This window comes from Streptomyces sp. NPDC085937 (assembly GCF_044540535.1).
GTDB lineage: Bacteria > Actinomycetota > Actinomycetes > Streptomycetales > Streptomycetaceae > Streptomyces.
Window position 1 is genome coordinate 93,055 of record NZ_JBITSH010000012.1, and the last position, 23,186, is coordinate 116,240.

21 protein-coding genes and 1 riboswitch are annotated in these 23,186 nt (G+C 74.3%); of the genes, 11 read left to right on the plus strand and 10 right to left on the minus strand.

What is annotated here, in order from left to right:
- Positions 1-4: 4 nt before the first annotated feature.
- Positions 5-499: a septum formation initiator family protein gene (locus tag ACIF8S_RS24380; RefSeq protein ID WP_400001698.1), complete on the minus strand. Its 495-nt coding sequence runs from the start codon at positions 497-499 to the stop codon at positions 5-7.
- Positions 500-585: 86 nt separating this feature from the next.
- Entirely contained in the window at positions 586-1,539 is a 954-nt protein-coding gene (gene rsmH / locus ACIF8S_RS24385) for a 16S rRNA (cytosine(1402)-N(4))-methyltransferase RsmH (protein WP_261383798.1), read from the minus strand.
- Positions 1,540-1,952: 413 nt separating this feature from the next.
- Here rsmH and ACIF8S_RS24390 point away from each other — a divergent pair, with 413 nt between their 5' ends.
- The 4 genes from ACIF8S_RS24390 (at position 1,953) to ACIF8S_RS24405 (ending at position 7,578) form a co-directional block, all read left to right on the plus strand.
- Positions 1,953-2,501, plus strand: coding sequence for a carbonic anhydrase (locus ACIF8S_RS24390; protein WP_349793566.1), 549 nt, complete (start codon positions 1,953-1,955; stop codon positions 2,499-2,501).
- A 261-nt stretch (positions 2,502-2,762) separates the two neighbouring features.
- Entirely contained in the window at positions 2,763-3,833 is a 1,071-nt protein-coding gene (locus ACIF8S_RS24395) for an AAA family ATPase (RefSeq protein WP_400001700.1), read from the plus strand.
- Complete coding sequence (locus tag ACIF8S_RS24400) at positions 3,833-5,194, plus strand: DUF58 domain-containing protein (protein ID WP_400001702.1); 1,362 nt, start codon at positions 3,833-3,835, stop codon at positions 5,192-5,194. Before ACIF8S_RS24395 ends, ACIF8S_RS24400 begins: the two co-directional genes overlap by 1 nt.
- A complete protein-coding gene (locus ACIF8S_RS24405) occupies positions 5,191-7,578 on the plus strand; it encodes a DUF3488 and DUF4129 domain-containing transglutaminase family protein (protein WP_400001704.1) in 2,388 nt (795 codons plus the stop codon). The genes ACIF8S_RS24400 and ACIF8S_RS24405 overlap by 4 nt, the downstream gene beginning before the upstream one ends.
- 437 nt (positions 7,579-8,015) lie before the next feature.
- On the opposite strand, the gene ACIF8S_RS24410 is transcribed toward ACIF8S_RS24405, so the two are convergent.
- From ACIF8S_RS24410 to ACIF8S_RS24420, 3 genes are all read right to left on the minus strand, one after another.
- Positions 8,016-8,423, minus strand: a complete 408-nt coding sequence (locus tag ACIF8S_RS24410; RefSeq protein ID WP_400001706.1) for a DUF3040 domain-containing protein — start codon at positions 8,421-8,423, stop codon at positions 8,016-8,018.
- A 287-nt stretch (positions 8,424-8,710) separates the two neighbouring features.
- The gene (locus ACIF8S_RS24415) at positions 8,711-9,481 is read right to left on the minus strand and encodes a methyltransferase (RefSeq protein ID WP_349793559.1); all 771 of its coding nucleotides are present in this window, start codon (positions 9,479-9,481) and stop codon (positions 8,711-8,713) included.
- Between the two features lie 144 nt (positions 9,482-9,625).
- Positions 9,626-10,189, minus strand: coding sequence for an SAV_6107 family HEPN domain-containing protein (locus tag ACIF8S_RS24420; RefSeq protein ID WP_400001707.1), 564 nt, complete (start codon positions 10,187-10,189; stop codon positions 9,626-9,628).
- A gap of 172 nt (positions 10,190-10,361) precedes the next feature.
- Here ACIF8S_RS24420 and ACIF8S_RS24425 point away from each other — a divergent pair, with 172 nt between their 5' ends.
- The 4 genes from ACIF8S_RS24425 (at position 10,362) to ACIF8S_RS24440 (ending at position 15,939) form a co-directional block, all read left to right on the plus strand.
- A complete protein-coding gene (locus ACIF8S_RS24425) occupies positions 10,362-11,306 on the plus strand; it encodes an ATP-binding cassette domain-containing protein (protein ID WP_400001708.1) in 945 nt (314 codons plus the stop codon).
- Positions 11,278-13,362 (plus strand): YhgE/Pip family protein, encoded by a 2,085-nt coding sequence (locus ACIF8S_RS24430; protein WP_400001710.1) that lies wholly within the window; start codon positions 11,278-11,280, stop codon positions 13,360-13,362. The genes ACIF8S_RS24425 and ACIF8S_RS24430 overlap by 29 nt, the downstream gene beginning before the upstream one ends.
- 35 nt (positions 13,363-13,397) lie before the next feature.
- Entirely contained in the window at positions 13,398-14,027 is a 630-nt protein-coding gene (locus tag ACIF8S_RS24435) for a TetR/AcrR family transcriptional regulator (protein WP_145825314.1), read from the plus strand.
- Between the two features lie 424 nt (positions 14,028-14,451).
- Positions 14,452-15,939 carry a phytoene desaturase family protein gene (locus ACIF8S_RS24440; RefSeq protein ID WP_400001712.1) on the plus strand — a complete coding sequence of 496 codons (1,488 nt, stop codon included), beginning with the start codon at positions 14,452-14,454 and terminating at the stop codon, positions 15,937-15,939.
- Between the two features lie 82 nt (positions 15,940-16,021).
- Here the strand turns inward: ACIF8S_RS24440 and ACIF8S_RS24445 are convergent, their stop codons facing one another.
- The 5 genes from ACIF8S_RS24445 to ACIF8S_RS24465 form a co-directional block, all read right to left on the minus strand.
- Positions 16,022-16,957, minus strand: coding sequence for a hypothetical protein (locus ACIF8S_RS24445; RefSeq protein ID WP_400001714.1), 936 nt, complete (start codon positions 16,955-16,957; stop codon positions 16,022-16,024).
- Between the two features lie 56 nt (positions 16,958-17,013).
- Entirely contained in the window at positions 17,014-17,937 is a 924-nt protein-coding gene (gene metF, locus ACIF8S_RS24450) for a methylenetetrahydrofolate reductase [NAD(P)H] (RefSeq protein ID WP_400001716.1), read from the minus strand.
- A gap of 139 nt (positions 17,938-18,076) precedes the next feature.
- Entirely contained in the window at positions 18,077-18,736 is a 660-nt protein-coding gene (thiE, locus tag ACIF8S_RS24455; protein ID WP_400001718.1) for a thiamine phosphate synthase, read from the minus strand.
- A 209-nt stretch (positions 18,737-18,945) separates the two neighbouring features.
- Positions 18,946-19,311: an Rv2175c family DNA-binding protein gene (locus ACIF8S_RS24460; protein ID WP_349793544.1), complete on the minus strand. Its 366-nt coding sequence runs from the start codon at positions 19,309-19,311 to the stop codon at positions 18,946-18,948.
- A 128-nt stretch (positions 19,312-19,439) separates the two neighbouring features.
- The gene (locus tag ACIF8S_RS24465; RefSeq protein WP_400001719.1) at positions 19,440-20,669 is read right to left on the minus strand and encodes an NAD(P)/FAD-dependent oxidoreductase; all 1,230 of its coding nucleotides are present in this window, start codon (positions 20,667-20,669) and stop codon (positions 19,440-19,442) included.
- A gap of 175 nt (positions 20,670-20,844) precedes the next feature.
- Positions 20,845-20,956: riboswitch (TPP riboswitch) on the plus strand.
- Between ACIF8S_RS24465 and thiO the strand changes: the two genes are divergently transcribed.
- From thiO to ACIF8S_RS24480, 3 genes are all read left to right on the plus strand, one after another.
- Positions 20,954-22,120 carry a glycine oxidase ThiO gene (gene thiO / locus ACIF8S_RS24470; RefSeq protein ID WP_400001721.1) on the plus strand — a complete coding sequence of 389 codons (1,167 nt, stop codon included), beginning with the start codon at positions 20,954-20,956 and terminating at the stop codon, positions 22,118-22,120. It overlaps the preceding riboswitch by 3 nt.
- The gene (gene thiS, locus ACIF8S_RS24475) at positions 22,117-22,338 is read left to right on the plus strand and encodes a sulfur carrier protein ThiS (RefSeq protein WP_024882582.1); all 222 of its coding nucleotides are present in this window, start codon (positions 22,117-22,119) and stop codon (positions 22,336-22,338) included. The genes thiO and thiS overlap by 4 nt, the downstream gene beginning before the upstream one ends.
- 1 nt (position 22,339) lies before the next feature.
- Positions 22,340-23,134, plus strand: a complete 795-nt coding sequence (locus ACIF8S_RS24480) for a thiazole synthase (RefSeq protein ID WP_400001723.1) — start codon at positions 22,340-22,342, stop codon at positions 23,132-23,134.
- Positions 23,135-23,186 lie beyond the last annotated feature (52 nt).

Sequence of the window (23,186 nt, forward strand, 5' to 3'; positions counted from 1 at the left end):
TCCGTCACCTGCCGGGGGTCGTTGTGTGCGGGGAACGGGGGGCGGACGCCGAGGCGGGAGGCGGGGCCGTCGCCGTGGCCAGCGCCTCGGGGGCGAGGACCAGGGGGGCGCGTGCGCCGGAAACCTCGCTGGGCACGCCCTTGACCTTGCCGTCGGGGCCGAGGAAGGCGGGGTCGCCGCCGGGCACCATGCCCAGCTCGCGGGCGCGGCGCTGGAGGGCGTCGGGGGCGGAGTAGGCGTCGATGTCTCGCTGCAGGGCCTGCTCCTCGTCCGTGAGTTCCTTGGTCTCGCGCTGGAGGTCGTCGAGCCGGAACGCGCCCTCGCTGAGCGCGGAGTTCAGCACCAGCAGGCCGATCAGGCCGCCGCCGAGGAGCAGGACCACGAGCAGGACGAAGGGGGTGCGGGCCGCCTGGGCACGGCCGGTGGGCAACAGGTGCGCGAGCCGGGCCGCTCTCCCCCGCAGCTCGGGCCGCCCCTTCAGTTCGGGTTTCCTACTCACTCACGCTCCCCTGAGTTCGCTCGTCCCGCCCGTCCGCCCGGCCGTCACCCGCCCTCGGGTCCGGCCGGTGCCTCACCGCGGCCGCCTCACTCCACGTCCTCCCGGATCCGCTGCGCGCCGCGCAGCCGCGCGGGGGCCGCGCGGCGGTTCTCGGCGATCTCCTCCTCGGTGGGAAGTTCGGCACCGCGCGTGAGCAGCTTGAGCCGCGGCTGGTACTGCTCGGGGACGACCGGCAGCCCGGGCGGGGCGGTGGTGGCGGCGCCCGCCGCGAACACCTGCTTGACCAGCCGGTCCTCCAGGGAGTGGTACGACAGCACGGCGATGCGTCCGCCGACGTCGAGGGCCTTCACGGCCGCCGGGACGGCCCGCTCCAGCACCGACAGCTCGCCGTTGACCTCGATGCGCAGTGCCTGGAAGGTGCGCTTGGCCGGGTTGCCGCCGGTGCGCTTGGCCGCCTGGGGCAGCGCGTCACGGATCAGTTCGACCAGACGGGCGCTGTTGTCGAACGGCTCCTTCTCGCGCTCCCGCACGACCGCGGCGACGATCCGCTTGGCCTGCTTCTCCTCGCCGTAGGCGCGCAGGATGCGGACGAGTTCGCCGGGCGGGTAGGTGTTGAGGACCTCGGCGGCGCTGACGCCGGTCGTCTGGTCCATGCGCATGTCGAGGGGGGCGTCCTGGGCGTAGGCGAAGCCGCGGCCGGCCTCGTCGAGCTGCATGGAGGACACCCCGAGGTCGAACAGGACGCCCTGGACGCGTGCGATGCCGAGGCGGTCGAGGACGTCGGGGAGCTCGTCGTAGACGGCGTGCACCAGGGTGGCCCGCTCGCCGAAGGGGGCGAGCCGCTCGCCGGACAGGCGCAGCGCCTCCTTGTCGCGGTCGAGGGCGACGAGCCGCGCCTCGGGGAAGCGGGTGAGCAGTGCCTCGCTGTGGCCGCCGAGGCCCAGCGTGCAGTCGACCACCACCGCTCCCGGCCGCTCCAGGGCGGGTGCCAACAGGTCCAGGCACCGCTGGAGCATCACCGGGACGTGTCGCTGGCTCAAGAGGCCCTCTCAATTCCGGCACGGCGCTCACGCACTGCCGGGTTCCCGCCCTCCCCGGGTGAGGGGGCGGCCGGCGCCGGAGGCGTCGGCCGGGCGGCGGCGGGGGGAGGCCGAGCCGTACGTACGCGCCGCGCACGCGGGAGATCCCCTGGTCGTGGCCGGGGGATCCGGGGAAGTCACAGCGGCGGGCGGTCTCGCCTCCCGCTTCGCGTCACTTTAGTCCACGGTCCGTTCCGGTCAATCAACCGGACTGCGCGTCGCGGCCCGCGCGGGTCAAGGGGCGGATCGGACACATCACCCGGAGGAAGGGGGTCACACCACTCCTGTGGGTTACCTCACACCAAGGTTCGCTGACGTTCTTTGTCGCCTGTCACAGCGGGCCTCACGCCCCCGTGACCATTACCGTCATAGGTATGACGACTTCTGCATCCGTACCCGCCGGTTCCGGAAACGCCGGGGCCGGCGCCGGCACCGTGACCGACCGTCTGGTCGAAGCCAACGAGCGTTACGCCGACGCGTTCACCGATCCCGGGATGGACGCCCGTCCCGTCCTCAAAGTCGCGGTCGTCGCCTGCATGGACGCCCGCCTCGACCTGCACGACGCGCTGGGCCTCTCCCTGGGTGACTGCCACACCATCCGCAACGCGGGCGGTGTCGTCACCGACGACGTGATCCGCTCGCTGACCATCAGCCAGCGGGCGCTGGGCACGCGCAGCGTGGTCCTCATCCACCACACCAACTGCGGTCTGGAGTCCCTCACCGAGGAGTTCCGGCACGACCTCGAGATGGAGGTGGGACAGCGTCCGGCGTGGGCCGTGGAGGCCTTCCGGGACGTGGACCAGGACGTCCGCCAGTCGATGCAGCGCGTGCGGACCTCGCCGTTCCTGCTGCACACCGACGACGTGCGCGGATTCGTCTTCGACGTGAAGACGGGTCTGCTGCGCGAGGTCGACCCCACCTGATCCGGCCGTCCGACCCGGGACCGGCCGCGCCCGGGGAGCCGTCGAACGTCGTAAGAGCTGACATATCGCTGTCAGTTGTCCACAGGCGAGTGACACGAAACGGTAACGGCGGCAAGAATGCGGAAGTGGTGTCACGCGGAACTTCTCCAGCGTGGCACCCGTGATTCGGGGTGGGCCGGTCCGCCGGGTGTGGGATCGGCCGGAACATTTGGGGAACCCCCCGCTTCATTGCGGAGCGCGGGAAAGGCCGAGGAGGGCCGGGTGACGACCTATGACGATCGTGCGAGCCATGGGGGCGCCCCCGACCGGGCATACGGGGCGGTCGGGGAGGACCTGACCGCCGTCGTGGAGCGCGTGCGCGGGTCGGTGGAAGGCGTGATCGAGGGGAAGCCCGAGGTCGTACGGCTCTCGCTGACCGTGCTGCTCGCCGAGGGACATCTGCTCATCGAGGACGTCCCGGGAGTCGGCAAGACGATGCTGGCGAAGGCACTGGCGCGGTCGATCGACTGCTCCGTGCGGCGCATCCAGTTCACACCGGACCTGCTGCCCTCGGACATCACCGGCGTGTCCATCTGGGACCAGCAGCGCCATGACTTCGAGTTCAAGCCCGGCGCCATCTTCGCCCAGATCGTGATCGGGGACGAGATCAACCGCGCGTCGCCGAAGACGCAGTCGGCGCTGCTGGAGTCGATGGAGGAGCGCCAGGTCACCATCGACGGCAAGACCTACGAACTGCCCAGCCCTTTCATGGTCGTGGCGACGCAGAACCCGGTCGAGATGGAGGGCACCTACCCGCTCCCGGAGGCCCAGCGCGACCGTTTCATGGCCCGCGTCTCGGTCGGCTACCCGAGCACGGAGGCCGAGCTCCAGATGCTCGACGTGCACGGCGGCGTCTCCCCGCTGGAGGACCTCCAGCCGGTGGCGCACGCGCACGACATCGTGAAGCTGATCGAGGCGGTGCGCGGCGTCTACGTCGCCGAGCCGATCCGCCGGTACGCGGTCGACCTGGTGTCCGCCACGCGTACGCACCCCGACCTCAGACTCGGGGCGTCCCCGCGCGCGACACTGCATCTGCTGCGCGCGGCGAAGGCGGCGGCGGCCCTGGCGGGCCGTGACTACGCGCTGCCGGACGACGTGCAGGCGCTCGCCGTCGCCGTGCTCGCGCACCGCCTGCTGCCCACCGCCCAGGCCCAGCTCAACCGCCGCACCGCCGAGCAGGTGGTGCAGGAGATCCTGCAGCGCACCACGGTACCCGCGAGCGCCGGCCGGCCCGCCGGGTTCGGCGGCCTGGGCCGCCCGGGCTACGGCCAGCAGCCGCCGCGGAGGCTGTGATGACAGCCGTCGGCGCGGTCCACGCCGAGGGCGACCGCGGCGACCGGAGCGGGGTGAGGACCGCGCTGGCGGGGCTCACCACCCGTGGGCGCTCCTTCCTGGCGGCCGGGGTGGCCGCCGCGATCTGCGCGTACGTGCTGGGGCAGAGCGACCTGCTGCGGGTCGGGCTGCTGCTGGCGGGGCTGCCGCTGGTGTGCGCGGCCGTGCTGTACCGCACCCGCTACCGGGTCGCCGGCAGCCGCCGGCTCTCCCCCGGCCGGGTGCCGGCCGGCTCCGAGGCGCGCGTGCACCTGCGGATGGACAACGTCTCCCGGATGCCCACCGGGCTGCTGATGCTGCAGGACCGGGTGCCGTACGTGCTCGGCCCCCGACCGCGGTTCGTGCTGGACCGGGTGGAGGCGGGCGGACGCCGCGAGGTGTCCTACCGGGTCCGCTCCGACCTGCGCGGCCGCTATCCGCTGGGCCCGCTCCAGCTGCGGCTGTCCGACCCGTTCGGGATGTGCGAGCTGAACCGCTCGTTCTCCACGTTCGACACGCTGACCGTGATCCCCCGCGTGGAGCCGCTGCCGCCGGTGCGGCTGAGCGGCGAGGCCAAGGGGTACGGCGACGGCCGGCAGCGTTCGCTGGCCCTGGCGGGCGAGGACGACGTGATCCCGCGCGGTTACCGCTACGGCGACGACCTGCGCCGGGTCCACTGGCGCTCCACCGCCCGCTACGGCGAGCTGATGGTGCGCCGCGAGGAGCAGCCCCAGCGCGCCCGCTGCACGGTGCTGCTGGACACCCGGGCCATCGCCTACGAGGGCGCGGGTCCGGACTCGGCGTTCGAGTGGTCGGTGTCGGGCGCGGCCTCGGTGCTGGTGCACATGCTGGAGCGGGGCTTCTCGGTGCGGCTGCTGACCGACACCGGCAGCGTGGTGCCGGGCGAGGGGTCCGACGGCTTCTCGGGCATCCATCAGGAGTCGGCGGACGCCGCCGGGCTGATGATGGACACGCTGGCCGTGGTGGACCACTCCGACGAGGAGGGCCTGTCCCGCGCCTACGACGTGCTCCGTTCGGGGGGCGAGGGGCTGCTCGTGGCCTTCCTCGGCGACCTGGACGAGGAGCAGGCCGCGGTACTGGCCCGGATGCGGCAGCGCAGCGGGGGCGCCGTCGCGTTCCTGCTGAACAGCGAGGACTGGCTGCGGGAACCGTCGGACGTGCCCGGCGCGTCGGAGCCGGGCGAGGAGCGGCTGCGGATGCTGCGCGAGTCGGGGTGGACGGCCGTGGCGGTGCCGCGGGGCGCCTCGGTGGAGCAGGTGTGGCGGCAGGCGGACCGTGAGCGCTCGGGCCTGACGGCGGCGAGCGGTAGGGAGGGACCGTGATCAGCGGGCGGGCCAGACTGACGGTGCGCGCGTGGGCGGCCACCCTGCTGGCGGCGTGCGCGCTGCTGCCGCTGGTGGAACCGGCGACCTGGATCCTCCAGGCGGCGCTGCTGCTGGCGGTGCAGGCGGGCGTGGGCGCCGGGGCCCGACGGGTGCCGCTCGGGCGGCCGCTGACGATCCTGGCGCAGGTGGTCGTCACCCTGCTGCTGCTCACCCTGCTGTTCGCGCGGGAGCACGCCGTGGCGGGGCTGATACCCGGCCCGGACGCCCTGCGCTTCTTCGGCGCGTTGCTGGAGCAGGGCGGCAACGACGTCAACCGGTACGCGATACCGGCGCCGCTGACCGACGGCATCCGGCTGATGCTGGTCGGCGGTGTCCTGGTCATCGGCCTGCTGGTGGACGCCCTCGCGGTGACCTTCCGCAGCGCCGCACCGGCCGGGCTGCCGCTGCTGGCGCTGTACTCGGTGGCCGCGGGCCTGGCGGACAACGGCATCGACTGGCTGTGGTTCCTGCTGGCGGCGGCCGGTTATCTGATGCTGCTGCTGGCCGAGGGGCGGGACCGGCTCTCCCAGTGGGGCCGGGTGTTCAGCGGAGCGGCCCGGAACCGGGGCGCGGAGACGCCCGGGGCGCCGGCACCGGTGCGTTCGGGCCGCCGGATCGGGGTGCTGGCGCTGGGCATCGCCCTGGTGGTGCCGCTGGCCCTGCCGGCGATGGACGGCGGTCTGCTGGATCCCGCCGGCCGGGGTGTCGGCGCGGGCCGCGGCGGGGGCGGCACCATCTCCGCGGTGAACCCGCTGGTGTCGCTGCGTGACTCGCTGAACGTGAACGAGGACCGCCAGGTGCTCTCGGTGCGCACCGAGCTGGCGAACACCTCGGACCTGTACCTGCGCATCGTGTCCCTGGACGACTTCGACGGCACCACGTGGAAGCCGTCGAAGCGGGCCATCACACAGGTGCCGGACGGCTTCCCGGTCCCGCCCGGCCTCGGCCCCGACGTCGCGCGCGCGGAGGTCGGCACGATGATCTCCACCGCGGACTGGTACGGCCAGGACTGGCTGCCGATGCCGTACCCGCCGAGCAGCGTGAGCGTGCGGGGCGACTGGCGCTACGAGCCCGTCGGCATGACGCTGGTCGGCGACCACGGGCAGAACACCCGGGGGCTGACGTACGAGGTGCGCAGCCTGGACGTGCAGCCCACGGCGGAGCAGCTGGCCGACGCGCCGGAGCCGTCGTCCGCGCTGCTGCGCGAGTACACGGAACTGCCCGACTCGCTGCCCCCGGTGGTGTTCAGCACCGCGCGTGAGGTGACCGAGGGCGCTCGGACCGCCTACGAGCAGGCGGTCGCCCTCCAGGAGTACTTCACGCTGAACGGCGGCTTCGAGTACGACACCCAGGTGGACGTCGGCAGCGGCTCGGGGGCGATCGCCCGCTTCCTGCGGGACAAGGAGGGCTTCTGCGTCCACTTCTCCTTCGCCATGGCATCCATGGCGCGCTCGCTGGGCATCCCGGCCCGTGTGGCGGTGGGCTTCGCGCCCGGCACCCCGCAGGCGGACGGCTCGATCTCGGTCGGGCTGCGGGACGCGCACGCCTGGCCCGAGCTGTACTTCGAGGGGGTGGGCTGGACCCGCTTCGAGCCGACCCCGACCCGGGGTTCGACGCCCCCGTACACCGTGCCGGACACGGGGAACGAGGCGGTGCCGGACCCGGTCCGTCCGTCCCAGGCCGCTCCGACCGAGTCGTCGGCGGCGCCGTCCGAGAGCTCGGAGTGCTCGGCGCAGGACAAGAAGCTGGAGGCCTGCGACAGCGAGTCGCCGCAGGCGGCCCTGCCCGCGGGCGGCGACGGCCCGAAGTGGCACGTGGTGCTGCTGTGGGCGCTGGCCGGGCTGCTGGTGCTGGTGCTGCCGCTCGCCCCGATGCTCTGGCGGACCAGGACACGGGCGGTGCGGCTCGGCGGTCACGGCCGCTCCGAGGCGGACGCCGTCCCGCATGTGCTGGCCGTCTGGGAGGAGCTGACGGACACGGCGTGGGACCACGGCATCCCGCCGGACGAGTCACTGACCCCGCGCGGTGCGGCCGAACGGATCGTCCGGTCCGCCCGGCTGGAGGGGGACGCGGCGGCGTCGGTGCACCGGGTGGCCGGGGCGGTGGAGCAGGCGCTGTACGCGCCACGGCCGCGGCCGGTCATGGGCCTGGGGGACGACGTGCGCCGTGCGAGGGCCGCGCTGCGGGCGTCGGTGAGCGGTAGGACACGGTTGCGGGCGCTGCTGGCGCCGCGGTCGGCCGTGCGGGTGGTGTGGGCGGTGTCCGACCGCTGGGTGGTCCTGCGGGACCGTCTCACGGCCCTCCGCCCCGACTGGCACCTCCCCACCCGCCAGCGCGGCTGAGGTTCGTCGCAGCCGGGGGCTGCCCCGCTCGTCCGGGTGTGGCAGCCGCGGGCCGTCCCGGGCCGTTCGCGCCGTTCCCCGCGCCCCTCAGGGGCGCGGGGAACGGCGCGAGCAACCACAGACGAGCCGCGGACAGGATCGCGAGCCAGCCCCCTCAGGGGCGCGGGGAACTGCGCGAGCAACCACGACGCACCCGCAGGCAAGCCCGAAAGCCGGCACGAAAAGGGGCGCGGGGAACTGCGCGAACAGCCACAGACGAGCCGCAGGCAGAAGCGCAAGCCAGCCCCCTCAGGGGCGCGGGGAACTGCGCGAGTGACCACCACGCACCCGCACGTGGCGCCGAGCACTAATGGGGCCGGGGCCCGTGAGGGGTCACGTACGCCTCAGGGGGTGCCCACAAACGTGGGCACCCCCTGAGACGAAAGCTTCCGGGGGCCTCAGCGACCGCCGCCCCCCTGCTCGTCACGCCGCCGCTGCCACCGCTCCTCGATGCGGTCCATCATCGAACGACGCTGTCTGCTTTGCCGGCCCGCCCGCGGAGCGGCAGTCGCACCGGCGGCCTGCTCACCCGGCTTGGGTGCCTTGCGCCAGCCGGTCACCGCGAGGACGGCGCACCCCAGCATCACGAGGAACCCCACGACGCTGAGCCACACCTGCTGGGCGACCATACCGGCCATGAGGAGCGCAATACCTACGAGGAAGCCCGCGACCGCCTGGTAGACCCGTCGCCGGGTGTACGTACGCAGCCCGCTTCCCTCGAGCGCCGTCGCGAACTTGGGATCTTCGGCGTACAGCGCTCGCTCCATTTGCTCGAGCATGCGCTGCTCGTGCTCCGAGAGCGGCACGGAGTCCTCCTCATCGTGCAGTCGCCGGGGCGACCCGGGGGGTCCCTTCAGGATAGGCAGGGAATCGCCCCCGTGAAACCCGCCCCTCTGCGCCAATTGCCGACCGGTGTCCGCCATCACGTCCCGGTCCGCTGAGGCTGTCATTCCCCGGCGGCCGACCCGTCATGCCGGGCGGTCTCCCTCGATCATACGGCGCCAAGCCACCATTCGGGGGGCCTGTGGCACAGTCCATGCGGCCCGGGGCCGCCGGACGCGTCGCTGATCAGCGCCGTGCCACGGGCGACGGCTCACGCCTCGGCGGCCTCACGGGCCTCACCGAGCACATGAAGCTGCGTGGCCACGGAGTGGAACGCGTCGAGTTCGGCCGCGGCGGCCTCCAGCTTCAGCAGCGCCTCCAGGGCGCCGGGCTCGGTGTCGACGAGCACGCCGGGGACGAGGTCGGCGAAGACCCGCACGCCGTGCACGGCGCCGACCTCCACGCCCGCCCCGCGCACGAGCGCGGTGAGCTGGTCGGCGGTGAAGCGGCGCGGCACCGGGTCGCCGGTGCCCCATCGGCCGTTCGGGTCGTCGAGCGCCTGCCGGGCCTCCGTGAAGTGCCCGGCGAGGGCGCGGGCGAGCACCGCGCCGCCCAGGCCGGCGGCGAGCAGGCTGAGGACGCCTCCGGGGCGCAGGGCGGCCACCGTGTTGCGCACGCCCTCCGCCGGGTCGTCGACGTACTCCAGGACGCCGTGGCACAGCACGACGTCGTAGCCGCCGCGCTCGGCGACGTCGAAGAGGCCGCGGGCGTCGCCCTGGACGCCGTGGACCCGGTCCGCGACGCCCTCCTCGGCGGCCCGGCGTTCGAGGGCGAACAGGGCGTTGGGGCTGGGGTCGACGACGGTGACCCGATGGCCGAGCCGGGCGAGGGGCACGGCGAAGTTGCCGCTGCCGCCGCCCGTGTCGAGGACGTCCAGGGCCTGTCGTCCGGTGGCCTTGACCCGGCGTTCCAGGGCGTCCTGGAGGACGTCCCAGACAACGGCGGTACGGAGAGCGGCGCGGGGGCGCATCGGGTCCGACACGGTGGTGACTCCTCGGCGGGGCACCGCCTGGGGTGGGGCGGGGCGAGCGGATTTCAGGCGCTGTCCACCCTATGGCCTGGGGAGCGGCCGCCGGTCACCCGGTGGCGGCCTGCCGGGGCGCCCCGCCCCACCCCGCCCGCCCGGTCAGCCCGCGTCGGGCAGGTCCCCGCGTGGGCCGGTGCCCGCGCCGTCCTGGTCGGGGCGGGGCTGGGGCAGCACCGGCTGGAGCACCAGCATCCGCTCCACCAGGCGGAGGAACATCGCCACGTCCCGGATCAGGTCGTCGGCGTCCCGGACGGTCGCCGCGCCCTGGATACCGGCCTCGGCGCGGGCCCGGCGCTGCGCCCCGGAGGCGAAGAGGGCGCTCCACTCGGCGAGTTCGGGCGCGATCTCGGGAAGCACCTCCCACGCACTTCGTATCTTGGCCCGCGCCCGGGGCGAGGTCTCGGGCCTGCCGCGGGCGGCGAGGACTGCGGCGGCCGTGCGCAGGGCGGCGAGGTGGGCCGTCGCGTAGCGCTCGTTGGGGGTGTCGAGGACGGCGGCCTCGTCGAGTCCGGCACGGGCCTGGGCGAGCAGGTCGAGGGCGGCGGGCGGGGCCGTGGCGCGGCGCAGCACGGGGTGGATGTCGCTCGCCGGGCCGTTGTTCAGTGAGGGGGCAGGGCCGGCTGCGCGGCGCCGACGGGCGGCGGCTGCGGACGAGTGGGCCATGACGAACCTCCTGTCGTCTTCGTGACGGCATGCCATGAGGCAAGTGCCGTATGTGCACATCGTGCGGTATGGCACTGACAATCCGTTCTGACCTGCGACGTTGCCTCGTTCTCTCGTTCGAGCTAACTTTTGCACTGACCAGTCAGTTCAAAAGTTGTTCCAGGGGGAACACGTGGACGATCCGAGCGGACTCGCCGTCACGGCCGACGGCCTCGGCCTGAAGGGACCACGGGGCTGGGCCTTCCGCGACGTCTCGGTCGACGCGGAGCCCGGCGAGCTGATCGCGGTGGTGGGGCCGTCCGGCACCGGACGCACCTGCCTGCTGCTCGCCCTCACCGGGCGGATGCGGCCCACGGAGGGGCGGGCCGCCGTCGGCGGGCTGGAGCTGCCCCGGCGCATGGCCGCCGTACGCCGTCGCAGCGCCCTGGCGCACGTCACCGGTGTGACCGACCTCGACCCGGCCCTCACCGTGGCCGAGCACCTGCGCGAACAGGAGCTGCTGCGCCGCCGCTTCGGCGGCGCCCTCCCCCGGCCCCGGCAGCTGCTGTGCCCACGCGGTGAGCGCCGGCGGGAGCGGCGCCGGCACATCGACGAGGCGCTGGCCGCCGCCGGGCTCGGCCTCGCCGCCCTGCCCAAGGGCGGGCGGACCGCCGTACGGGATCTGGAGCGGGTGGAGGCGCTGCGGCTGTCGCTGGCGCTGGCGTTGCTGGGGCGGCCCCGGCTGCTCGGGGTGGACGACGCCGATCTGAAGCTGTCGTCCGCCGAGCGGGAGGAGGTCTGGGCCCTGCTGCGGTCCGTCGCGGCCACCGGCGTCACCGTGCTGGCCGTGTGCAGCGAGCCTCCGGCCGACGCGGTCGTGGTCCGTACGGCCACCGCCCGTCCGGCCACCGCCCGTCCGACCCTGCCCGGCCAGGCGGCCGAACCGGCCGATGACGGCGACGCGGAGGCCGAGGAGCCCGCGGAGGCCGAGAAGCCCGCCGCCCCCGCGGAGCCCGCCGAGCCCACCGGAACCACCGGCACCGACCACCCCCACCAGGACCGCGACCACGACGACCACCACGACCACGACGCGAAGGAGGCGGCGGCCGATGCGCTCGCCGAAACTGGCCGCTCTTGAGCTCCGGCGCTTCGGCCGGGGCACCCTGCCGCGCGCGGCCCTCGTCGCCCTGCTGGTGCTGCCGCTGCTCTACGGCGCCCTGTACCTGTGGTCGTTCTGGGACCCGTACAGCAGGCTGGACCGGATCCCGGTGGCCCTGGTCAACGAGGACGAGGGGGCGAGCGCGAACGGCAGGAGGATCGCCGCGGGTGACGACATCACCGAGGGCCTGCGGGACAGCTCCACCTTCGACTGGCGTGAGGTGAGCGAGGAGGAGGCACGGCGCGGCGTCGAGGACGGCAGGTACTACCTGTCCCTGACCGTGCCCGCCGACTTCAGCCGCCGTATCGCCTCCAGCTCCGGCGACACCCCCGAGTCCGGCGCCCTGCGGGTGCGCACCAACGACGCGAACAACTACATCGTCGGGCAGATCTCCCGGACGGTCTTCGGCGAGGTGCGCCGGGCGGCGTCCACGAAGACCTCGCGGTCCTTCCTGGACCAGATCTTCGTGTCGTTCTCCGGCATCCACGGCGAGACGGTGAAGGCGGCGCAGGGCGCCGACAAGCTGAACGGGGGGATCGGGAAGGCCGAGAAGGGTTCGAAGGACCTCGTCGACGGCCTGAAGGACGCCCGCTCGGGCAGCGGCAAGCTGTCCCGGGGCCTGAAGGACCTGCACGAGGGCGCGGGCTCCCTGGAGGACGGCTCCGGGAAGGTCGCGGACGGCACGCGCCGGCTCGCCGCGAAGGTGAACGCGCTGAACGCCGAGGCGGGCCCGTTCCTGAAGGACAACGAGAAGGCCATCGGCGCGACGGCCCGCTTCGTCGCCGACTCGGCGGGACGGCTCCGCGACGACCTGGACACGCTGGTGGAGACGGCGCCGGCCGCCGCGAAGGACGCCCGTGAGGCGTCCGCGACCATGGACGCGCTGTACCGCGAGCGCTGCGAGGACGCCGCCGAACCCGACCCCGCCTGCGCGGATCTGAAGAAGGCCCAGGAAGCGGTGGCCACCGCCTCGGACGTCGCCGCCGACGTCGGCGCGCTGGTCACCGGCCACCGGGCCGACCTGAAGAAGCTCGACGGGCAGCTCGCCACCCTGGAGAAGCAGGCGCGGGCGCTCGCGAAGCGCGCGCCGCACCTCTCCGAGGACCTGGAGGACGCGGTCGGCAAGATCAACAAGCTGAACACCGGCGCCGGCGAGGTCGCCGCCGGGGCGAAGAAGCTGAACAAGGGGCTCGCCACCGCCGAGACCGGCGCGCGGAAGCTGGACAAGGGCGTCGGCGAGCTGAAGACGGGCGCGGACGACCTCAGCGGCGGGCTCTTCAAGCTCGTCGACGGGTCCGAGGAGCTCGCCGGCGGCCTGCACGAGGGCGCCGACAAGATCCCCGACTACGACGAGCGGGACCGCGACGTGCGCACCGGCGTGATGTCCGACCCGGTGCGGCTGGTCTCCAGCGACCTGCACAAGGCACCCAACTACGGCACCGGTTTCGCCCCGTACTTCATCCCGCTGTCGCTGTGGGTGGGCGCGATGGTGGCGTACATGCTGATCGCGCCGATGAACCGGCGGGCGCTCGCGGCGGGCGCCTCCGCCTGGCGGATCGCGCTGGCGGGCTGGCTGCCGGTGGTGGCGATCGGGGTGCTGCAGACGGTGGCGCTGATGTCGGTGCTGCACTGGGGGCTGGGGCTGCAGATGGCGCGGGCGGCCGGCACGGTGGGCTTCCTGTTCCTGGTGACGGCGTGCTTCGCGGCGATCGTGCAGTGGCTGAACGCGCGCTTCGGCGCGGCCGGCCGGATCCTGGTGCTCGCGCTGCTGATGCTCCAGCTGACCTCGGCGGGCGGCACGTACCCCGTCCAGACCAGTCCGGGGTTCTTCAACGCGCTGCATCCGTTCCTGCCGATGACGCACGTCGTGGAGGCGCTGCGGCGGCTCGTCACGGGCGGCGGCCTTGAACCGGTGTGGCTGGCCTGCGCGGTACTGGCGGCCTTCACGGCCGGCGCGCTCGCGCTGACCGCGCTGTCGGCCCGCCGCAAGCAGGTCTGGACGCTCGACCGGCTGCACCCGGAGCTGAGCCTGTGAACGGACCGGCCGGCGCTCCTGTGAGAATCGGGGCCATGGAACGCAGCAGCACCACGCCGGGCGGCAGTGCCCGCCGCGAGGCCACCCGGCAGAAGCTCTACGAGGCGGCCGTCACCCTCATCGCCGAGCAGGGGTTCTCCGCCACCACCGTGGACGAGATCGCCGAGCGGGCGGGCGTCGCGAAGGGCACCGTCTACTACAACTTCGCGAGCAAGTCCGTCCTCTTCGAGGAGCTGCTGCGGCACGGGGTCGGTCTGCTGACCGCGTCGCTGCGGGAGGCGGCCGAGCGCACGGCCCGGGAGGGGCGCGGCAAGGTCGACGCCCTGGACGCCATGATCCACGCGGGGCTGGTGTTCATCGACCGCTATCCGGCCTTCACCCAGCTGTACGTGGCCGAGCTGTGGCGCACCAACCGGGCCTGGCAGTCCACGCTGATGGTGGTGCGGCAGCAGGCCGTCGCGGTGGTCGAGGGCGTGCTGCGCGAGGGGGTGGCGGCCGGTGAGTTCAGCGAGGAGATCGACGTCCCGCTGACGGCGGCGGCGCTGGTGGGCATGGTGCTGGTGGCGGCGCTGGACTGGAAGTCGTTCCAGCCGGAGCGCTCTCTGGACGACGTGCACGCGGCCCTGTCCCGGCTGCTGCAGGGGCGGGTCAGCGGCCGCCGCTGACCCGCCGCACAGGTGAAGGCGCCGGTCCGGCGGTGGCCGCGTCCCCCGCGGGCCACCGGTCGGACCGGCGCCTCCTGTTCCCCCGTACGTCCCCCCGTGGAACCCCCGTTCACGGTCGTTCCCCCGGGTCCCCCCGTGCCTCGCTCCCGCCGGTGGTGCCGGCGGAAGGAGCGGATCGCGGGCCTGGCCCCCGTTCCGGCGCCCCGTGCCGCCGGTGCCGGGAGGCCGTGCCCCTCTCCGTGGTCTCCACTCTCCCGTTCCCGCAGGTCCGGACCCATCCGCCGCCGTACTCATCTCGCCGGTTGAGTACGGGTACTCACCCCTGCGCACCCGGGCGCATCACGGGGCGCGTCCGGACGGTCGCCCGACGGGGGTGCGGGTACTCGGGGACGGCCTCTGAGCAGGGGCGGATAAAGTCCCTGGCATGGCACGGATTGCGGTGATCGGCGCCGGGATGGGCGCGCTGGCGGCCGCCGCCCGGCTGGCCGTCGCGGGCCACCGGGTGGCGGTGTACGAGCGGACGGAGACGTACGGCGGTGCGCTGCGCCGCCGGCAGCGGGACGGGTTCGCCTTCGACACCGGGCCGGGACTGCTGCCGCTGCCCGCCGTCTACCGGGACCTGTTCGTGAAGACCGGCCGGGAGCCGCTGGAGGAGTGCGTCGAGCTGGTGCAGGCCGACCCGTCGTCGCACCACGTCTTCGCGGACGGCACCCGGGTGTCCCTGCCGAACGCCTCCCGCGCGGGGGTGGTCTCCGCGATGGAGGAGGCGCTGGGCGCGGACGCGGCACGGCGCTGGGGCGACTTCCTGGTGCGGGCCCGCGAGGCCTGGGACCGGGCGCGCCGCCCGCTGCTGGAGGAGCCCCTGTGGCCCAACTGGGAGGTGCTCGCCGGGCGTGAGCCCTACCCGGCGGTCGCGCACCGCCGGCTGCTGCGCGCGCGCCGGGCGGCCACGCTGGCCGAGGTCGGCGACTGGGAGCTGCGCGACCCCCGGCTGCGCGCCCTGCTGGAGAGCCACGCCGTGGCGTTCGGACTGGACCCCCGGCACACCCCGGCGAGCGCGGCGGTGCTGCCGTACATGGAGCACGCCTTCGGCACCTGGTACGTGCGCGGCGGCCTGCGCGAGCTGGCGCGGGCGGTGTACGAGCGGTGCGTGGCCCGCCGGGTGGAGTTCCACTTCGGCGCGGAGGTGACCGGGGTGCGGGAGAAGGACGGCCGGGCCGCGGGCGTGGAACTAGCCGACGGCACGGTGGCGGGGGCGGACCTGGTGGTGGCGGGCGTCGACCCGGGGGTGCTGGACCGGCTGTGCGGCACCCGGCCGCGCGGGGAGGGCGACGTGCCCGCCCGGCGGGGCGGGGCGAGCCGGGTGACGGTGCTGATGGCGCTGCGCGGCGGGCGTCCGTCGGGGACCCCGCACCGGACGGTCGTGCACACCCGGGACCGCGAGGCGGAGCTGGAGGCGCTGTCCGGTGCGGCCGGCCTGCCCGCCGAGCCCACGGTGACGGTGCTGCGGCCGGACGACCCGGCCCTGGTCCCGGACGCCGGCCACGAGGCGGTGACGGTGACGGCGGTGGTGCCCGCCGGGTCGGCCGGTGCCGAGGAGTACGCGGAGCGGATGGTCGCGGCGGCCGGGCGCGCGCTGCCGGACTTGCGGGACCGGCTGCTGTGGCACGAGGTGCGCACGCCCGCCGACGTCGCGCGGGAGACGGGCGCGGAGGGCGGCGCGGTGCCGGTGCCGGCGCTCGCCGCGGCGGACGGCCGCTTCCTGCACGCCGCCAACAGCACACGTCTGCCGGGGCTGTTCACGGTCGGCGGCTGGTCGCACCCCGGCGGCGGTCTGCCGCACGCCGGGATGTCGGGGGCCCTGGTGGCCGGACTCGTCGTGGAGGGGCCCGACTTCCGCGGTTCGCAGTGAACCGGGGCCCGCGCGCACGCCGTTCAGGAGACCCGGGGGTCACCCCGAACGGCGTCGGCGGTCAAGTCGGCCGCCCGGCCGCTCAGTAGCGGTACTGCTCGTCGTACCCGTTGCCGTGGGTGCCCTGCGCCTGTCCGTCGCCCTGGTACGGATACTGCTGCTGCTCGGGCGGGAGTTCACCGCCGTAGGGGTCGTCGGTGCTGCGCTGCTGCGGCACCCACAGGCCGCCGGCCGGGGTCTCGCCGCCGTAGCCGGCCGCCGCGTACGGGTCCTGGGCCGCGTAGCCCTGCTGGGCGTACTGCTGCGGGTCCGTGTAGCCGGTGTCGTACGTGCCCCCGCCGTACGTGGTGTTGCCGATGTACGGGTCGGAGTAGGCGGCGTACTGCTGGCCCGTGGTGTCGTAGCCCTGCTGCTGGCCGTAGGCGGAGTAGTCGTAGGCGTAGTTCTGGTCGGTGCCCTGGGCGGTCGCCGCGTACTGGTCCTGCGTCGCGTAGCCCTGGTCGCCGTAGACGCCGTAGGAACCGGTGTCGTCGGGCATCGGCTGCGGCTCGTAGACGGCGGTGGTCTCGGCGGCCTGCAGGCGGTCCGCCGCGGGCGTGAAGACGTCGTCGCGCTCGTAGTCGTCGTCGGCGCCGTAACCGGCGGGCTGCGGGCGGGAGTCGAACGCGTCGGCGTCGCCGCGGGACGTCTCCGGGTCGGCGGCCTCCGGGCCGGGCTCGTCGTCACCGCCGCGGCCGCGGCCGCCCTTGACGGCGGACAGCATCGGCGCGTTGACCGCCCAGCCGGACTGGAAGCCGCGGCGGAACGACAGCGTGACGTAGGTCTGCCCGACGGCGAAGGCCGCGGCGCCCAGTCCGATGACGACGACCGACGGGATGAGCACGCCGAACACGACGCCGAGGAACCCGGCGAAGGCGAGCAGCCTCCAGCGCAGGCGCGCCTTGTACTGCAGCAGCACCTCACCCAGCAGCCACAGCGCGACGATGCCGAACGCGATGTAGAGGACCGTCCAGCCCATGTACGCCCCTCTCCCAGTGGTCGTTACGCAGTGTGTCGTATGTGCGTGCGACCGGTCTAGGCCTGCGGGGGGTGGTGCAGGCCCAGGTTCTCGTAGATTTCCAGCGTCGCCGTGGAGTTGTTGAGCGTGATGAAGTGCAGACCGGGCACTCCCTCGGCCAGCAGCCGCGCGCAGAACTCCGTGGCGAAGTCGATACCGATGGAGCGTACCGCCGCCGGATCGTCCTTCGCTGTGAGGATCCGCTCTTTGAGGGCGTCGGGGAACACCGCATTACTGAGCTTTGGCAACCGTTCCAGCATCTTCACGCTGGTCACGGGCATGACCTCGGGGATCATGGGGGTCTCGCAGCCCGCCGCGTCGACTCGGTCACGCAGCCGCAGATACGACTCGGGCTGGAAGAACATCTGGGTGATCGCGTAGTCGGCGCCGGCCCGGCACTTGTCGACGAAGTGGGCGACGTCGGTGTCCCAGTCGGCCGACCGGGGGTGCATCTCGGGGAAGGCGGCGACGCCCACGCAGAAGTCGCCCGACTCCTTGATGAGCCGGACCAGTTCGGCCGCGTAGGTGAGGCCCTCGGGGTGCGGCACCCAGTCGGCCATGGGGTCGCCGGGCGGGTCGCCGCGCACGGCGAGCATGTTGCGGATCCCGGCGTCGGCGTACTGGCCGATGATGTTGCGCAGCTGGGCGACGGAGTGGTCCACCGCGGTGAGGTGCGCGACCGGGGTGAGGGTGGTGTCGGCGGCGATCTGCTCGGTCGCCTTGACCGTGCCGGCGCGGGTGGAGCCGCCGGCACCGTAGGTGACGGAGACGAAGCTGGGCGCGACGGCCTCGACCCTGCGGAGCGCGTTCCACAGGTTGCGCTCGCCCTTCTCGGTCTTGGGGGCCCAGAACTCGAACGAGTACGTCGTCTTCCCGGCGGCGAGCATGTCGCGCACGGTGCGTGCGCGGTCCGTCCTGGTGGATGCGGTTCCGAGGGCCATACCGGCAGGTTAGCCACGGGGCGGCGGTCCCCCAACCAGAAGAGGGATATTTGTCTGATTTGCCGACTTGCTGTCCACAGTGTGGACAAACTTGAGACGCCGTGGGCTGCCCGTGGGCTCCCGCGCCGCGCCACGGGGGTCAGCCCGCGTCCGCGGCCTCCCGCACCCGGCGGGCCAGGGCGGAGGCCGCCGCTTCCGGGTCGTCGGCCTCGGTGAGGGCGCGGACCACGACCACCCTGCGGGCACCGGCGTCCAGCACCTGGTCGAGGTTGGCCAGGTCGATCCCGCCGATGGCGAACCAGGGACGGTCGGTGCCGAGCCCGGCGGCGTAACGGACCAGGTCCAGGCCGGGTGCGAGGCGGCCGGGCTTGGTGGGGGTGGGCCAGCAGGGGCCGGTGCAGAAGTAGTCCACGCCGGGCTGGACGGCGGCCGCGGCGGCCTCGGACTCGGCGTGGGTGGAGCGGCCGATCAGGACGTCGTCGCCGAGGAGCGCGCGGGCGGCGGGAACGGGCAGGTCGCCCTGGCCGAGGTGGAGCACGTCGGCGCGGGCGGCGTGGGCCACGTCGGCGCGGTCGTTGACCGCGAGCAGCTTGCCGTGCCGGGCGCAGGCGTCGGCGACGACCGCCAGGTGCTCCAGCTCCTCGGCGGCCTCCATGCCCTTGTCCCGCAGCTGCACGACGTCGACGCCGCCGGCGAGCACGGCGTCCAGGAACTCCGGGAGGTCTCCCTGCCGCTTGCGTGCATCGGTGCACAGGTAGACGCGGGCGTCGGCCAGCCGGGCGCGCACGGTGTCGGTCATGGGGTCCCCCCGGAACGGTCTCGACGGCACGGGTCGGCCCCGCGCATGATCTGCCGCCGGAACCCTATGCCGTCCTCAGGGACAACTCCTTCCAGGGGCGCGGGGAACTGCGCGACCAGCCCCAACGGACTCGCGCCCCCACGGCGTCCCACCGACCAGAGCACCGGGCCCCGGCCGGCGGGAACACCGACAGGCGGGTGGGCAGGGATTCAGACCGCGAGAGCCTGCGCCCGACGCTTCACCTCCGTGCCACGGTTCTCGCTCAGCGCCTGCGCGGGCGTGCCCGGCAGGCTGGGGTCGGGGGTGAACAGCCACTCCAGCATCTCTTCGACCGTGAAGCCGTCGTCCCGCAGGAGCGTCAGGGTCCCGGTCAGGCCCTTGACGACCTTGTCCCCGTCGATGAAGGCGGCGGGGACGTGCAGTGCGCGGTTCTCACCCCGGCGTACGGCGATGAGCTGGCCGTCCTTCACCAGCTGCCGGACGCGCGTCACCTCGACGCCGAACTGTTCGGCGATGTCGGGAAGGGTGAGCCAGGCGGGGACGAGAGCATCGATCTTTGCGTCAATCTCGGTCACGGGACAAGCCTGCCACCTGCCACCGACAGTCGGAAGCCGACCCCGTCCGGCCGGGCGGGCGCGTCGTGCGGAGGACGGACGCGTCGTGCGGAGGACGGACGCGTCGTGCGGAGGACGCGCGCCCGGGGTCACGCCGTCGCCGACTTCAGCGGCCGCGCCGGGTCCGCCACCCGCTCCGGGTCCATCGCGGCGCCCGCCTCGATCAGCCGGCGTCCCTGCGCCAGGTCCCGGGGCCGCCCCACCGCGAGCAGCGCGACCAGACGGTCCCCGCGCAGCCAGCACACGCTCCACGCCGGGCCGGCCGGGTCCCCGCGCCACACCGTGCGGTCGGCGTCCGCGTGGTGCCCCGCGTACTGCACGAAGCGGCCGAACTGCTCGGACCAGAAGTACGGCACCGGGTCGTACACCTCGCCACCCCCGCCGACGATGTTCGCGGCGACCGTGCGGGGGCCCTGGAGGGCGTTGTCCCAGTGGTGGACCAGCAGGCGCTCGCCGTAGCGGCCGGACGGGAAGGACGCGCAGTCGCCGACGGCGTACACATCCGGCAGGGAGGTCGCCAGGTGCTCGTCCGCGACGACCTCGCCGTGCGTGCCGAGGGCGATCCCGGAGCCGGTCAGCCAGGCCGTGGCGGGGCGGGCCCCGATGCCCACGACCACCGCGCCGGCGGGCAGCCGCGTGCCGTCGTCGAGGAGCACGGCACCGGATTCGACGGCCCGTACGCGCGCGTGGGTGCGCAGCGTGACCCCGGCCTCGGCGTACCAGGCGGCCATCGGCGCGGCGACCTCGGCGGGCAGCGCCCCCACCAGCGGCCGCTCCTCGGCCTCCACGACGGTGACCGCGCAGCCCGCCTCGCGGGCCGCCGTGGCGAACTCCGCGCCGATCCAGCCGGCGCCGACCACCACGACGTCGTGCTGCGCGGCGAGCACCGGCCGCAGCCGTGCCGCGTCGTCCAGGGTGCGCAGCAGATGCACGCCGGCGACACCCTCGGTGCCGGGCAGCCGGAGCGGTTCCGCGCCGGTGGCGAGCACCAGCACGTCGTACGGGACGGGCCCGGCCTCGGTGTCCAGTTCGTGGTCGCCGGGGCGCAGGCCCAGCACCTCGCAGCCCAGCCGCAGCCCGATGCCGAGCTCCTCGAAATCCACGTCGAACGCGGAACTCTCGGCCGTGCCCAGCAGCACCGCCTTCGACAACGGCGGCCGGTCGTACGGCTGGTGGGGCTCGGCCCCGATCAGCGTCACCTCACCGTCGAAGCCCTGCTCCCGCAGCGCGGCCGCGGTCTGTACGCCCGCCATGCCCGCGCCCGCCACCACGACCCGCCGCGGCGCGGCCCCTCCCGGTTCCTGCGTCTGCTCGCTCACCCGCTCACCATAGACACCCGCGCCCGCCGCGCCGGACCCCTCGTCGCTCCCCCCGCCGGACCCCTCGCCGCTCCCCCCGCCGGGTCGCCGCCCCTCCCGCGCGGGGGACCCCGCCGCCCCTCCCACGCGGGGTCCCTTACGGGTGCCGCGTGGCGCGGGCTAGGGTGGCCCGCGTACACGCACTCGCGGGAGCCCGGACGCACCGGGCTGAGAGGGAGGCTGGCGGCCTCCGACCGTACGAACCTGATCCGGGTCATGCCGGCGAAGGGAGGGGCTGGACGCCCATGTCGCCCACGCGTAGCGCAGACGTCCTCGTCGTCGGGGGCGGGATCATCGGTCTGGTCACGGCCTGGCGGGCCGCGCAGGCCGGACTCGCCACGGCCGTCGTGGACCCCGAGCCGGGCGGCGGCGCCGCCCGGGTGGCCGCCGGGATGCTGGCCGCCGTCACCGAGCTGCACCACGGCGAGCAGACGCTGCTGGGCCTCAGCCTGGCCTCGGCGCGCCGCTACCCGGCCTTCGCCGCCGAGCTGACCGAGTACACCGGCCAGGACCTCGGCTACCGCCGCAGCGGCACCCTCGCCGTGGCGCTGGACGCCGACGACCGCGCGCATCTGCGCGAGCTGCACGCCCTGCACCAGCGCTCCGGCCTGGACTCGCAGTGGCTGTCCGGACGGGAGTGCCGCCGCCTGGAGCCGATGCTCGCGCCGGGCGTGCGCGGCGGGCTGCGGGTGGACGGCGACCACCAGATCGACCCCCGACGGCTGGCGTCCGCCCTCGTGACCGCCTGCGAGCGGGCCGGTGTCATCCTCCACCACACCTGGGCCGAGCAGCTGGTCGTCGCCGGCGACCGGGCGCGCGGTGTCGTCACCGCGGCCGGTGACGAGCTGGGCGCGGGCCAGGTGGTGCTCGCCGCGGGCAGCTGGAGCGGCAGGCTCGCGGGCGTCCCGCAGGACGTGCTGCCCCCGGTGCGGCCGGTCAAGGGGCAGGTGCTGCGGCTGGCGATGCCCGACCGGCCCGAGCCCTTCCTGAGCCGCACGGTGCGGGCCGTGGTGCGCGGCAGCCACGTCTACCTGGTGCCACGTGAGAACGGCGAGCTGGTGATCGGCGCGACCAGCGAGGAGATGGGCTGGGACACCACCGTCACGGCGGGTGGCGTCTACGAGCTGCTGCGTGACGCCCACGAGCTGGTCCCCGGCATCACCGAGCTGCCGCTGACCGAGACGATCGCCGGTCTGCGCCCCGGCTCCCCCGACAACGCGCCGCTGCTCGGCCCGACGCGGCTCCCGGGACTGCTGCTGGCCACCGGCCACCACCGCAACGGCGTCCTGCTGACGCCCGTCACCGGCGACGCCATGGCGCGGGCGCTGACCACCGGCGACCTGCCCCAGGAGGCCCTCCCCTTCTCGCCCCGGCGCTTCGGCGCCCCCGTCCTCGCGGAGCAGCCCGTATGACCACCCGGGTCACCACCGTCACCGTCACCGTCAACGGCGAGCCCCGCCGGTTCCCGCCCGGAACCGCCCTGGACCTCGTCGTCAGGTCGCTCACCGCCGCGCCCTCCGGGGTGGCCGCGGCCCTCAACGAAACCGTCGTCCCGCGCGCCCAGTGGCCCGCCACCCCCCTGACCGAAGGGGACCGGGTGGAGGTCCTCACCGCGGTCCAAGGAGGCTGACATGGCCGACGATCCCTTCGTCCTCGGCGGCCGGGCCCTGACGTCCCGCCTGATCATGGGGACCGGCGGGGCGCCGAGCCTCGACGTGCTGGAGCGGGCGCTGGTGGCGTCCGGGACGGAACTGACGACCGTCGCCATGCGGCGGGTGGACCCCTCGGTGCACGGGTCCGTGCTGTCGGTGCTGCGGAAGCTGGGCATCGGGGTGCTGCCGAACACCGCCGGGTGCTTCACCGCCGGGGAGGCCGTGCTCACCGCGCGGCTGGCCCGGGAGGCGCTCGGCACGGACCTGGTGAAGCTGGAGGTCATCGCCGACGAGCGCACCCTGCTGCCGGACCCGGTCGAGCTGCTGGACGCGGCGGAGACGCTCGTCGACGACGGCTTCACGGTCCTGCCGTACACCAACGACGACCCGGTGCTGGCCCGGAAGCTGGAGGACGTGGGCTGTGCGGCGGTCATGCCGCTCGGCTCGCCGATCGGGTCGGGTCTGGGCATCCGCAACCCGCACAACTTCGAGCTGATCGTGGAGCGGGCCGGGGTGCCGGTGATCCTGGACGCCGGGGCCGGCACCGCCTCCGACGTGGCGCTGGCGATGGAGCTGGGCTGCGCGGGCGTGATGCTGGCGTCCGCCGTCACCCGCGCCCAGGAACCGGTGCTGATGGCGTCCGCGATGCGGGGCGCGGCGGAGGCGGGACGGCTCGCGCGGCGGGCGGGACGCATCCCCCGGCGGCACTTCGCGCAGGCCTCCTCCCCCGTCGGGGGCCGGGCCGCGCTGGACCCGGAGCGGCCCGCGTTCTGACCCCGTGTCCGGGCCCGCGTTCGGACGCGGTCGGGTAACACAGGTCACAGGT